The sequence below is a fragment of the Microbacterium aurugineum genome, from assembly GCF_023101205.1.
GTDB lineage: Bacteria > Actinomycetota > Actinomycetes > Actinomycetales > Microbacteriaceae > Microbacterium > Microbacterium aurugineum.
The window spans coordinates 37,681-50,980 of the sequence record NZ_CP078078.1 but is presented as its reverse complement, the minus strand read 5'-3'; the positions used below and the strand labels follow the sequence as shown (position 1 = coordinate 50,980).

Here is a 13,300-nt window from a genome sequence, read left to right as displayed (position 1 = left end):
GGAGGTCCGCGTCAGACCGCGGCGGCCTCGTCACGCTTCGGCAGCACCCAACCCGCACGCGGGAAGTGGCAGGTGTATCCGTTCGGGTACTTGACCAGGTAGTCCTGGTGCTCCTCCTCAGCCTGCCAGAACGGACCGGCGGGCTCGATCGTGGTGACGGCCTTCGCCGGCCACAGGCCCGAGGCGTCGACGTCGGCGATCGTGTCGCGTGCGACCGTCTCCTGCTCAGGGGTGAGCGGGAAGATCGCGGAACGGTAGCTCGACCCGATGTCGTTGCCCTGACGGTTCAGCGTCGACGGATCATGGATCTGGAAGAAGAACGCGAGGATGTCGCGGTACGTCGTCTTCGCCGGATCGAACACGATCTCCACGGCCTCCGCGTGACCGGGGTGGTTGCGGTAGGTGGCATGGTCGTTCGAGCCGCCGGTGTAGCCGACCCGGGTGTCGAGGACTCCCGGCTGGCGGCGGATCAGGTCTTCCATGCCCCAGAAGCAGCCGCCGGCGAGGACGGCCGTCTCGGTCCCGGGCGTGCGGGTGATGGTTCCGGTGTCGGTCATGACTGCTCCTCAGAAGAATCGGTGGTGGGGTGTGCGAAGAGGGGACTGTAGCGACCGTACCCCTCCTCTTCCAGCCTGTCAGCCGGGATGAAGCGCAAGGCCGCCGAGTTCATGCAGTAGCGCAGGCCGCCCTCGGCGCGGGGACCGTCGTCGAACACGTGCCCGAGGTGGCTGTCGGCGCCCGCCGAACGTGCCTCGGTGCGCGTCATCCACAGCGAGCGGTCGGTCCGCGTGGTCACCGCATCCGCATCGATCGGCTTGGTGAAGCTCGGCCATCCGGTGCCGCTGTCGAACTTGTCGGTGGACGAGAACAGAGGCTCGCCCGAGACGACGTCGACGTAGATGCCGTCGTCGTGGTTGTTCCAGTACGCGTTGCGGAACGGAGGCTCGGTCGCGTCCTGCTGGGTCACCTCGTACTGCAGGGGGCTGAGGCCGCTGACGGCCTCGGGGGTCTTGCCGTAGTCGTTCGACATGATCTGACTCCTTGTCCGACGTCGCTGGCTGCGGCGTCATAGAGGAGAACCGACGAGCGGCCCGTTTTGGTCCCGCAGCCCTGGGAACGGGCTGTGAGTTTCGGGCCGCTCGTCGGAGCGATGCCGTCCGGTGCCGACTCAGCCGACCTTCTGCCAGGGACCCCCGGTCGCCGCCGCGTGCGGCTGCTGGTTGCGCGTCCACCACTTCGCCTCGAAGCGCGTGCCGTCGTGCACCACGTCGTCGCCTGCGGTGAAGACACGGGAAGGCGTCCACACCGTCGCGCCCTCTTCGTCCGACGCGAGCTCCTGCCAGGGACCGACGGGATCGCCGGGGCGCTGGTCGCGGGTCCACCACGACGCCTGCCACAGGCGGCCGTCGAGCGAAACGAGCTCCCCCTCGGTGTAGACGCTCTTCGCACTCCACGCCGCCGCGGTGGGCAGAGTCAGCGTCCCGGCGTCGGACGAGGTCGACACGGTGCGGGCCCCGTTCGCCGCCGTCGCCTCGAAGGGCTCCGCCGCGAGCGAGCCCTGCGCCACGTCGTCGGTCGTGAGCCGGACCACGACCGGATCGAGGGTCACCGCTTCACCGGGCGCGAGCGCACCCACGTCGGCTCCGGCGGCCGTCACGGCTTCGAGCGCGACGTTGCCGGTGTTCTCGACGGTGCGGGTCCAGGTCACGGTGTCGAACGCGTCCGCCACCCCGTTCCCGTTCTCGTCCGCCCACTCGCCTGCGGTCTGACCGGAGACCGCGGGGGTGCGCGCGATCACATCGACTTCTCCCCCCGCCACCGTCAGCTGCGTCGTCGTCTGCCCTGCCGCCTCGACGGTCCAGGTCGTGTCGGCGACGAAGAAGCCGCGGTCGATGTCGGTCTGGGTGACGGTGTGACGTGCCGTGCCGCAGTCATAGCCCGCGCCGAGCGACAGGTTCCGGTAGCGGCAGTTCCCGGCCGCGGGTGGGAGGAACGGCGAGAAGTCGCCGGTCGCAGGAACGACGGTCACGGTCATCGGGCTGCCGTTGTCGACCCGGAACGCGTAGGGAACCTGCTCGCCGACCGTGTAGGGGTTCGACCCGAGGTCGCGCCCGGCGTCGGCCCGCGCCCCCGTGATCGTGGCGGTCAGGACCCCGTCCCGGAGCACCACCGGAGCCCCCGTGTGGGTCACGGTCACCGCGGGGGCGGAGCCGTCGACCGGCGCCACCGTGAAGGCGAACTCGGGTGTGTACCAGCCACGGTCGATATCGGCCTGAGTGAGCGTACGCCGCGGAGTGTTGCAGTTGTAGGCGTCGTAGGCCGGCAGGCTCAGCCACCGGCAGGCGGTGGGGGCGAAGCCCGTGGTGAAGGTGTTCGCCGCTGGGGTCACGACCGTCGTCATGCCCGCTGTGCTCACGACCCGCACCTGGAAGCTCAGCTGCTCCCCCGCGGTGTACGGGTTCGTGACGACGTTCCGCGCCGCCGACGTGTTCGTCATCGTGAGGGTCGCTCCGAGCACCGACGTCTGCGGCAGCGTGAACGTCGCGGTCGTCTGGCTCAGGCGTCCGTCCGCGGCCGCGAAAGCGGCCTGCAGGCGCTGAGCGCCGGCGGCCCCTTGCGGTGCGGTGACCTGCAGCTCGACGGTGGTGGTCGCGCCGGGTGCGAGATCCGCGATCTGCGCGGTGGTCGCCGTCCATCCGGCCGGCGTGTGGAGGGTGACGGACCCACTGAGCGCCGTCGCCTCCTGGTTCGTGACCGTGACGGGGACCGCGGTGGCCACGCCTGCGGTGAGTGCTATCGCCGGCACCGAGAGCGGCGCGCACACCGCATTCATCCACTCCTCGTCGAACGACGAGAACTGCATCGTGTCGGTGTACCCCGCCTCCCACAACACGCCCACCCTGCCTTCGTCGATCGCCGTCGCGCTCGAGTAGGCGAAGGTCCCCGTCTCGAGCGTGCGCAGCCCGGGCCAGGTCTCGCCGTCGTCGCAGGAGAGCCGCACCGCTCCGTTCACGCGGTTGCCGTTGGCGCCGTTGTTGGCGTTGGTGAAGATCAGCTTCTTCGCATCGACGGTGCCTTCGGCGGCCTCCGGGTGCAGACGGGTGATCGAGGCGTTGTTCGTGGGGTCGGGCAGCTCGGCGTCGCGGATGACCGGACCGTAGCTGTGACCCCCGTCGGTAGAGATCGCGACTTTGCGCAGACGCCCGTTGGAACTGTCCCGTGAGTTGAGCATGACACGCCCGTCGGACAGCTCGACGACCTTGTTCTCGTCCATTCCGGTGCCGATGTACTCGCCGCGCTCCCAGGTCTCGCCGCCGTCGTCGGAGTACACCGAGTACGCCTGGATCGCGGTCGATCCATCGGCCTGGCGCACCGTGCCGGCGTACTGCTGGAGGAGACGCCCGGCGTGCTCGCCGTAGCGCAGCTGGATCCCTTCACCCGAGGTGGCGAACGTTCCCTTCACGTCTCCGGCGACCGGGCTGTAGACGCCGCCGCTCATCGTGCCGTTCGAGGTCTTCACGACGTCCGTGATCAGTCGTGGCGCGCTCCACGTCGCTCCGCCGTCGTCGGAGTGGATCACCGCAGCGCCCATGATCTGCCGGTTCGCATCGTCGTCTCCGTACGCGCTCCCCTGGAATCCCTGATCCTTGGAGTGCACGAAGAACGCGAAGACGCGACCGCTCTCCCGGTCGACGACGTAGCTCGGGTCGGAGTATCCGTACCGGTCGCTCCCCGTCTTCCCCGCGGCGATGATCTGCAGCGGACCCCAGGTGCGACCGTTGTCGGTCGAGCGGCGCTGGATGATCGAGTTCGGGTTCGGGGCGTCAGCCGCGCTCCCCGGCCGCGCGTCCCATGCCGCGATGACGACACCGTCACCGAGGTGGGCGAGCGCGGGGATGCGGTAGAAGTAGTTCGCCGCGGTGCGGTCGGCACCGAGGTTCAGTTCGAGGTAGTCGCCGGGCGCGGAGTTCGGGTCGGTCAGATAGCCGGGTGCGGGCGCAGCCGTGGCCGCCGTGGCCGGGAGGCTCAGCGCGAGCACCAGCGCCCCGATCGTGCCGCATCGCAGCCAGTGCCGACGGCGACTCCGGGGGGCGGGCGTGGGAGGAACGTGCATGGACAGACCTTTCTGTTCGTGCGGAAATCAGACGTCTGATGTCTGATTTCAAGTCACTCTAGCGAGGGTCCTCCCGCCGGACAAGAGCTCGATCTCGCGAGGATGCGGGAGTGCCCGGCGCTCAGCCCGCGGCGCGCACGACCGCGAGGTTCCGGGCGACCGTGCGCAGAGCATCCGCAGCGGTGACGTCCTCGGGGCGTCTGGCCACCTTGAGCCCCAGCCAATCGACGTGACCCGCGGCGGTGAGCGCCTCGAGCACCTGCGCCTCATCGAGGAGGGAACCGGATTCGGGGTGGGTCGAAGCGATCGGCAGGTGCGCATCGACCCACGCCGCCCCGTACGGTCCCTGAACCGGCGCCGCACCCGAGAACGCCAGACCCGTGAGGAGCCCGGAGGCCGCAGCCGTCGCGATCTGCGCGGTCACGGCATCGGCATGGCGCAGCTCGATCGCGGAACGCCCCCAGTTGAGCCACAGTCCGATCGGCACCTCGGCCGCACGGATCGCGGTGATCTCCTCGTCGAGCGTCAGGAACCCCTTCTCCGGCACCTGGCCGGGCACGAACGCGTCGCAGTGCTCGACCACCAGACGGGCACCCGACCACTCGAACGCGGCGATCTCGTGGAGAGACCTCACGAGGGGCTCCCCGGCTCCAGCCGCTCGTGGAGCGGTGTGCACCGTGACCACCGCGACGGAAGCGGCACTCTCGTCGTTGATGCGTGCGACGTCGGCGGCGACACCCTGCAGGTCGGCGATCGCCGCCGCCCGTCCGTCCTCGTCGACCGACGCGAGGCCGTACCGGGGATCGTCCCCGAGTCGCCTCATGACGAACGGGATCGGGGTCACGGCGAGCGCGACCGCCGGCACGTTCGCGAGGAACCAGGCGTCGTCGTACGGATGGAGGCCTCCCATCCACGGCACCTCGAGCCCGCCGACCCCGGGCAGCGCGCACAGTGCGGGCAGCAGCTCGGCTTCGAGCGCCGGATCCCATCGTTCGTGCGCGGGAGAGGCGGGGTACGCGCTGACGAGGACCGGCGCGGTCATGAGCGGGCTCCGCCGACCGCCTCAGCGAACCATGCCGTGATCGTCGAGGGATGGGTGATCGCGGTGCCGACGCACACGGCGAACGCCCCGGCGCTGATCGCGGCCGCGGCCTGCACCGGAGTGTGGATACGCCCCTCGGCGACGATCGGACGGCTGCACCGGGCGGCGGCCAGCTCGATGAGCTCCACGTCCGGCCCCGTGCTCTTCGGGCGCTCGTCCGTGTAGCCCGAGAGGGTGGTGCCGAGGAGGTCGGCGCCCGCGGCCTCGGCGGCGATCGCATCGTCGAGGGAGCCGCAATCGGCCATGATCAGCGCATCGGTGTGCGCACGGAGGCCGGTGATCGTCTCCGCGAGGGTCAGCCCGTCCGGGCGGCGTCGGCGCGTCCCGTCGAGCGCGACGATGTCGGCACCGGCGTCGGCGACGGCCTTCGCGTGCACGAGGGTCGGAGTGATGAACACCTCGGCGTCGCCGTCCTTCCACAGCCCCACGACGGGGACCGGGAGGTGCGCGGTCGCGCGGATGTCCTCGATCCCCTGCACGCGGATGCCGGCGGCCCCACCGACCACGGCGGCCGCGGCGACCTGCGCCATCGTCCGGGGGTCCCGCATGGCCTCGCCGGGGTAGGCCTGGCACGAGACGATCAGTCCGCCCCGCAGTCTTTCGAGGGTGTCGGTGAATCTCATGAGTTCCTCCAGGCGGATGCCGCGGCTCCCCGCAGCGGCGCGTCGTCGCCGAGCGTTCCCGGCAGGATGGGGGTGCGCTGCAGCGCATCGATCGCCTCGGCGTGGAACGCGGCGCGCATCGGGCGCCACCAGTCCTCGCCGATGTTCGGGACACCCCCGGTGACCACGATGCGCTCGGGGTCGAGCAGCGTCGCCGCGCCTGCGAGAGCACGCCCCACGGCGGCGGCCGACTCGTCCAGGGCGCGTCGGGCGAGGGGGTCCCCCGCCGTGACCGCGATGGCGATGCCGCGCGCATCGGGGATGCCGGGGTCGCCACCGATCGAGAGGAAATGCCGGTGCATCCCGATACCGGAGCCGATCGCCTCGAGGTGACCGTGGCGTCCGCACGGGCAGCGCAGGTGCACGGCGCCCGGCACGGGAAGGTGCGCGATCTCGCCCGCGACGTGATGGGCTCCGCGGATCTGCCTGTCACGCACGAGGAGCCCTGCGCCGACCCCGGTGCCGACCGCGACGACGAGCGCGCTCGGCGCCCCGGCTGCGGCGCCGTGCCGATACTCGCCCAGGGCGTGCGCGTCGACGTCGTTCTGCACTTCCACGGGCGCGTCCGGCATCAGCTGGTCGTGAAGCCCTGCGCGGACGAGTGCGGCGAGCGGTGTGCCCGGCCAGTCGGTGAAGGTGTCGGTGGCGGAGACGATCGTGCCGCTCCCGACGTCGACGACGCCCGCCGTGCCGATGCCGACCCCGGACAGACGCAACCCGGACCCCGCGAGCAGCCGCCGGGCGAGCGCGACGACGGTCGCCACGACGGCTGACGGTCCTTCGGGTGCGGGGGTCGCTGCCACCTCGGTCCGCAACAACCGGTCGTGGCGGTCGGCGAGCGCTGCGGCCGTCTTGGTACCGCCGATGTCGACGGCGAGGACGACCTCCTCCATCAGCCGACGGCGACGGGGAGCAGGTGCAGCTCGTCGAGGATGGCGCGGATCCGGGACACCGCGTCGGCGTCGAGCGCCTGCACGGTGTTCGCCATCGTGGCGTGGTCGATGATGCCGCGGGCGTGCATCGCCGCCTTGAACGCACCGACACCGGTCGCGTCGCCCGACAGCCCCTTCGGCTGGAAAACGATGTCGAACAGCCGGTTGATGCGCTCCTGCTCGGTCCGAGCCGTGACCCAGTCGCCCGTCTTCGCGGCCTCCCACAGTCGGACGTATCCCACAGCCTCCACGTTCGCGAGTCCGGGGACCACACCGTCGGCGCCGGCCAGGGCCATGGCGTCGACGACGACCTCGTGGCCGGTGAGCAGCTGCAGCGGTCGACCCGCCGCGTCGTTCGCCGCGATCAGGCGCCGGAACGACACGTCGTCACCCGAAGAGTCCTTCACCCCGTGGATGACCCCTTCGGTGCCGAGCTGCACGAGCAGGTCGATGCCGAGCTTGGAGTGCACGCGCACGGGCACGTCGTAGGCCCACAGCGGGGCATCGATGGCGGCGGCGATGGTCCGGAAATGGTCGGCCACCTCGGTGGCCGAGTTCAGGGTGTACAGCGGTGCCGTCGTGACGATCGCCTGCGCACCGGCATCGATCAGCCGTCGAGCGGTCTCGATGATGCGGGGCGCGGTGAGCTCGATGGCGCCGGCGATCACCGGAACCCGGTCGGCGTTGACGGACACGATCGTGCGGAGCAGCTCGACGCGCTGGTCGTCGGTGAAGTACGCGGTCTCACCGGTGGAGCCGAGGGCGAAGAGCCCGGACACCCCCTCGGAGACGAGGCGGTCGACGAGGCGGGCGAGGGAGACGTGATCGATCGACCCGTCGTCGAGCAGCGGGGTGGCGACAGGCGGGACGACGCCCGCGAAGACAGGGGCGGAGGAGGTGGCAGACATGTGTGTTCCGGTCGTTTCAGTGGTGGGGTTCGAGCAGCGAGGGCGCAGCGCCCAGCAGCGTTCTGGTGTAGTCGTCGGAGGGGGCCTCGAACACGCGGGCCGCATCGCCGAACTCGACGACCCGCCCCTTGTTCATGACGGCGATCTCGTCGGAGAGATAGCGGACGGTCTGGATGTCGTGGGAGATGAAGACCATGCCGAGGCCGAGCTGCTCCTTCAGATCGGTGAGCAGATTGAGGATCTGCGCGCGCACCGACACGTCGAGCGCCGAGGTGGGTTCGTCGGCGACGATCACCTGCGGGTCCAGCACGAGTGCTCTCGCGATCGCGACGCGCTGACGCTGACCACCGGAGAGCTGGCTGGGCAAGGCGTCCAGGGCGGATGCCGGGAGCCCCACGAGACCGATCAGGTCACGGACCTTCCGGTTCCTGGTCGACGGGCTGCCGAGCCGGTGCACCTGCAGAGGATCCAGGAGCGCGTCGCGCACCGTCATCCGTGCATTCAGGGCGGTCGCCGGATCCTGGAACACGACGGAGAGGATGCGTCCGAGCCGCTTGCGCACGGCGGGCGTGAAGGACCGCACCGGCTCCCCGCCGAACACGACCTGTCCGCTGGTGGGCTTCTCCAGACCGATCAGCACCTTGGCCGAGGTCGACTTGCCCGAACCGGACTCGCCGACGATGCCGAGCGTCTGCCCGCGCTTCACGGTGAGCGAGACGCCCGCGAGTGCATCCACGTACTCGGGCCGGAAGAGCGAGGAGGCCCGGGTCTTGTAACGGACATGCACGTCCTTGAGCTCGATCACGGATTCGTTCATCGCCCTGCTCCGATCGCCTGAACGGGCGCATCGTCCGGATGCGCGGAGTAGTAGTGCTCGGTGCCTTCGATGTGTCGCCGCACCGGGGTGACCCCCGCGTACCGCACGGGATCGCTGGAGCGCGGTGCGAAGCGGTCTCCTGCCGGGAAGTCGCGCGGTGACGGCACGACGCCGGAGACCTGGTGCAGCCGGTCGGACCCGGCCTCGATCGAGAGCACCGCGCCGAGGAGACCCTGGGTGTACTCGTGCACGGGCTGGGTCAGCACTTCCCTGGTCGTGCCCTGCTCGACGACCTGCCCCGCGTACATCACGGTGATGCGGTGGGTGAGTTCGGCGACCAGAGCGAGGTCGTGCGAGACGAACAGGAGCGCGAAGCCGAGCTCCTTCTGCAGACGCATGAGCAGTTCGACCACCTGCGCCTGCACCGTGACGTCGAGGGCGGTGGTCGGTTCGTCGGCGATGACCAGTCGCGGGTCACGGGTCAGGGCCATCGCGATGAGCACGCGCTGACGCTGACCTCCCGAGAGCTCGTGGGGGTACGAGGCGAGCGTGCGGTCGGGGTCGAGTCCCACCAGCTCCAGCAGTTCCGCCGCGGTGCGGGTGCCGCCGCGCGAGGTGAGCTGCTTCATCTGCGAGCGGATGAGCATCGCCGGGTTGAGCGAGCTCAGTGCGTCCTGGTACACCATCGCGATGTCGTGTCCGCGCAGGGCGTTGCGCTCCTTCGGGGCCATCTGCAACAGGTCTTCCCCGTCGAACAGGATGCGCCCGCGGATGTCGGCCTTCGGGTCGAGCAGGCCCATGATCGCCAGTGAGGTGATCGACTTGCCGCAGCCGGACTCCCCCACCAGCGACATGGTCTCGCCGGGACGCACCGTGAAGCTGACGTGATCGACCACGTCGACGTCGCCGTGCCGGGGGAACGAGATGCACAGGTCCTGCACGTCGAGCAACGGCCTGTCATCGCCCGTGTAGACGAGTCGGTCGGTGCGCGAGAACTCGCGCTGACGCAGCTCGGTCAGTCGCTCGGCGAGAGGCACGGCCTCGGCGCGCGGCACCAGGGTGTCGGGCACCCCGCTCGGCACCGAGAGGTTCACCGCCGTGTCGACGGTGGGGATCACGTGGGTGTCGTCCGCCACGGCAGCGACCTCGAGCTCGTGGGTCGACTCCTCGGTGTTGGCGGCGTCGGTCGTGATCTTGCGCGCTCGCGGCGAGACCATCGCATCGGTCATCCCCTCGGAGAGGATGTTGAGGCACAGGACCGTGAGCATGATGAGGATGCCGGGGAAGAAGGTCGCCCACCATGCGCCGCTCATCAGCAGGTTGCGTCCGGCGGCGATCACGTTGCCCCACGACGGCTCGGGATCCGGTACCCCGGCCTGCAGGAACGACAGCGAGGCCTCGAACACGATCGCGTCGGCGACGAGCACGGTGGCGAAGACCAGCACCGGGGCCATCGCGTTGCGCGCCACGTGACGGACGATGATGCGCGGGGTCCCCGAACCCATGACTCGCACGGCCGAGACGTAGTCCTCTCCGTACTGGTCGAGGATGTTCGCACGGACGATGCGAGTGAGTTGAGGCACGTAGAGGAACGCGATCGTGAGCACGAGCACCGGAAGCGATTTGCCGAACACCGCCACGAAGACGGCGGCGAGCGCGATGCCGGGGAACGACATGATGACGTCCATGACCCGCATGAGCGTCTCGGAGATCCACTTCGGCGCCGTGGCGGCGATGGTCCCGAGCACACAGGCGGCGAGCAGGGCGACCAGGGTCGCGCCGATGCCGATCACGAGCGAGTAGCGGGCTCCGTACACCAGGCGGGAGAAGATGTCGCGGCCCTGGCGATCGGTGCCGAACCAGTGCTCCGCGCTCGGCGGCTGCACGGGAGTGCCGGACGCCAGCGGATCGAACGGGGAGATGAGCGGCGCGAAGATCGCGGCCAGACCGATGATCGCCAGCACCGCGATGCAGATGATCGACCCGAGGGACAGTCGGCCCCAGCGGAGGCCGGGGACGGAGAGCCGTTCCGTGAGTTTGCGTCGCATGTCACACCGCCCGGATTCGAGGATTGATGAGCACGTACAGGAGGTCGACGATGATGTTGATCACGACGAAGGCCAGCGCTACGGCGAGCGTCACGCCCTGCACGAGGTTGGGTTCGTTGTTGGTCACGCCGTTGAGGATGAGTGTTCCCATCCCGGGGATCGCGAAGATGATCTCGATCACGACCGCACCGCCGAGCAGGTAGCCGATGCGGAGCCCGAGCACCGTCACCGGAGTGATCAGGGCGTTGCGCAGCACATTGCGTCCGACGACGATCACCCGCGGGATGCCGGCACCGAGAGCGGTCCGGACGTAGTCGCGGTCGAGCTCTTCGACCATCGAGGTGCGCACGACGCGGGACAGCTGCCCGATCACCGGCACGGCGAGCGCGATGGCAGGCAGCGCCATCCGGGCGAACCATCCGGCGGGGTCGGCCCAGAAGTCGGGGAGGGGCCCGGAGGCGGGAAGCAGGTTCAGGCCGAGGGTGAAGACCTGGATGAGCAGGATGGCGAGCCAGAACGACGGCGTGGAGAGCGCGGCGACGCCGAAGACGCGGATCACCTGATCGGGCCACCGGTCGCGGTACACCGCAGCCAGGACGCCGATCGCAAACGCCACGATCACGGCGATGATGAGACCGAGGAAGGTGAGCGCCAGGGTGACCGGGAAGGCGCGGGCGACCTCGTCGATCACGGGGAGGCTGCGCGCGGAGTAGGTGCCGAGGTCGCCCTGCACCAGTCCGAAGAGGAAGTTCACATAGCGGGCGAACAGGGGAAGATTGAGGCCGTGATCCTCACGGTAGGCCTCGAGGGCCTCGGGTGACGCCGTCTCACCGAGCGCGGTGCGCGCGGGGTCGACGGGAGAGAACGACATCACGAAGAACACGAGGAACGTGATGCCGAGGATCATCAGCGGCAGCTGCAGCAGTCGCCGGCCGATGAGGCGGAGCGTGTGGGACACGTGCCGCTCCTTCCGGGTGGGGTGGGGCGGGGGTGCGCTCCTCGGGTGAGTGCACCCCCGCCGGGGTCGGTCGGGTGCTACTTCGCCGCCACGCCGACGTCGAGGAACGACAGTCCGGTCGTGGGGACGGGCTGGAATCCGACGAGCTCCTGGCCGCTCCACGCGGTCGGCAGCTTGCGGTGGAACAGCGGGTAGAGCACGGCCTCGTCGGAGATCAGATCGAAGGCCTGGTCCCAGGACTTCTGCTGCTCCTCGCCCTCCTGCTGGACGGCGGTGTCGAGGAGCGTGCGCAACTCGGCGTACTCCGGGGAGTCGGCCCAGTTCGTGCGGGTCTGGGTCCAGACGTTCTCGCCGTACCACCAGTTCATCAGCAGGTCGGGGTCGACACCGAAGACCGAGGGGTCGCCCGGCGCGACGGCGACCGTGTAGTCACCGGAGTCGACCTTCTCGTACATCGAGGCGGACTGCCCGATGTCGAGCGTGGTGTCGATGCCGATCGCGTCGAGGGACTCCTTGATCAGCGGAGCGACCTCCTTGACCCATCCGGTGTCGGTCGTGAGCAGCGTGATCGACAGGTCGGAGACGCCGGCATCCGCGAGCAGCTCTTTCGCCTTCTCGGGGTCGTACGTGTAGACCGTGGAGGCCTCGTGGTAGTTCGGGTACGTCTCCGGCAGGAACGACGTCGCCGGGGTGGCGTTTCCGAGCATGCCGGTGCCGATGATCTTGTCCATGTCGAGGGCGTAGTGCAGGGCCTGACGCACGCGGACGTCGTCGAACGGCGCAGCCTTGGTGTTGAACATCATGAAGAGCAGGCCGAACGACTGCACACTCTCGACGTCGGCTGCCGAAGCCAGGGTGTCGACGTCGATGTACGGCACGTCCTCGATCGCCTGCACGGTTCCCGTGGACATCGCGGTCACACGGGCGGAGGCGTCGGCGAGCAGGTTCCAGTTCATGCCGGCAGCGAGCGCGGGGCGCGGGCCGTTGTAGTCCTCGTAGCGCTCGAAGACGAGCTTGTCCTCGGGGACCGCCGAGACCAACGAGTACGGGCCGGAGCCGACCGGGTTGGCAGCGAAACCCTCGGGGTCGGCTTCGACGACCGACTTCGGAACGATCTTCACGACGCCGAGACGATCGTCGATCAGCGAGAACGGGTAGTCCGTGGTGATCCGCACCGTGTCGTCGTCGACCGCGGTGACCGTGTCGATGAAGTCCACGAACGACAGGAAGAGCGAGTTGTTGTCCGGGTCGAGCACACGGTCGTAGCTGAAGACGACGTCGTCTGCCGTGACCGGGTCGCCGTTCTGGAAGGTCGCTCCTTCACGCAGGTCGATCTCGTAGGTCGTGTCGTCGACCTTCGTCGGGAAGTCGGCCGCGAGGGCCGGCGCCGCCTTCTGCGTGACGGGGTCGAGGTCGATCAGTCCCTCGAAGATGTGCCAGTTCGCCGAGACCGTGACGGCACCGGACGCGACCATCGGGTCGAAGCTGCCGTTCAGCGTGTACGAGATACCCGCTTCGATGATGCCGTCGGGGTCGATCTCACTTGCCGCAGCGCTCCCGTCGGGGGTGCTGGTGGTGCCTGCGCCGCAGCCGGCGAGGGCGACGGACGCGGCGACCGTGCCGGCGACCGCCATCGCGAATCGACCCGCGCGGCGGCGGGTGATGTATCGGTTCATGTGTGCTCCAGGGTGGTGGGGGTGGACATCTTGAGGACATCTGATGTCTGATGTACTCTAAACACAGGTTCGATCAGATCACA

Annotated in this window: 11 protein-coding genes; all 11 read right to left on the bottom strand. The window is 69.4% G+C overall.

Going from position 1 to position 13,300, the window contains the following annotated elements; all coding sequences use genetic code 11:
- Positions 1-11: 11 nt before the first annotated feature.
- Complete coding sequence (msrA, locus tag KV397_RS00245) at positions 12-557, bottom strand: peptide-methionine (S)-S-oxide reductase MsrA (protein ID WP_047522878.1); 546 nt, start codon at positions 555-557, stop codon at positions 12-14.
- Complete coding sequence (gene msrB / locus KV397_RS00240) at positions 554-1,030, bottom strand: peptide-methionine (R)-S-oxide reductase MsrB (protein ID WP_047522879.1); 477 nt, start codon at positions 1,028-1,030, stop codon at positions 554-556. Before msrB ends, msrA begins: the two co-directional genes overlap by 4 nt.
- Positions 1,031-1,168: 138 nt before the next feature.
- On the bottom strand, positions 1,169-4,114 hold the full coding sequence (locus tag KV397_RS00235) for an exo-alpha-sialidase (protein WP_261811882.1): 2,946 nt from the start codon (positions 4,112-4,114) through the stop codon (positions 1,169-1,171).
- Between the two features lie 121 nt (positions 4,115-4,235).
- Complete coding sequence (locus KV397_RS00230) at positions 4,236-5,156, bottom strand: DUF4862 family protein (protein WP_261811881.1); 921 nt, start codon at positions 5,154-5,156, stop codon at positions 4,236-4,238.
- The gene (locus KV397_RS00225; RefSeq protein ID WP_261811880.1) at positions 5,153-5,839 is read right to left on the bottom strand and encodes an N-acetylmannosamine-6-phosphate 2-epimerase; all 687 of its coding nucleotides are present in this window, start codon (positions 5,837-5,839) and stop codon (positions 5,153-5,155) included. Before KV397_RS00225 ends, KV397_RS00230 begins: the two co-directional genes overlap by 4 nt.
- Positions 5,836-6,771, bottom strand: coding sequence for an ROK family protein (locus KV397_RS00220; RefSeq protein ID WP_261811879.1), 936 nt, complete (start codon positions 6,769-6,771; stop codon positions 5,836-5,838). The genes KV397_RS00225 and KV397_RS00220 overlap by 4 nt, the downstream gene beginning before the upstream one ends.
- Complete coding sequence (locus KV397_RS00215; RefSeq protein ID WP_261811878.1) at positions 6,771-7,718, bottom strand: dihydrodipicolinate synthase family protein; 948 nt, start codon at positions 7,716-7,718, stop codon at positions 6,771-6,773. The genes KV397_RS00220 and KV397_RS00215 overlap by 1 nt, the downstream gene beginning before the upstream one ends.
- 16 nt (positions 7,719-7,734) lie before the next feature.
- On the bottom strand, positions 7,735-8,535 hold the full coding sequence (locus KV397_RS00210) for an ABC transporter ATP-binding protein (RefSeq protein WP_131493284.1): 801 nt from the start codon (positions 8,533-8,535) through the stop codon (positions 7,735-7,737).
- The gene (locus KV397_RS00205) at positions 8,532-10,583 is read right to left on the bottom strand and encodes a dipeptide/oligopeptide/nickel ABC transporter permease/ATP-binding protein (protein ID WP_261811877.1); all 2,052 of its coding nucleotides are present in this window, start codon (positions 10,581-10,583) and stop codon (positions 8,532-8,534) included. The genes KV397_RS00210 and KV397_RS00205 overlap by 4 nt, the downstream gene beginning before the upstream one ends.
- A gap of 1 nt (position 10,584) precedes the next feature.
- The gene (locus tag KV397_RS00200; protein ID WP_153243164.1) at positions 10,585-11,541 is read right to left on the bottom strand and encodes an ABC transporter permease; all 957 of its coding nucleotides are present in this window, start codon (positions 11,539-11,541) and stop codon (positions 10,585-10,587) included.
- A gap of 77 nt (positions 11,542-11,618) precedes the next feature.
- Positions 11,619-13,217, bottom strand: coding sequence for an ABC transporter substrate-binding protein (locus KV397_RS00195; RefSeq protein ID WP_261811876.1), 1,599 nt, complete (start codon positions 13,215-13,217; stop codon positions 11,619-11,621).
- Between the last annotated feature and the right edge of the window lie 83 nt (positions 13,218-13,300).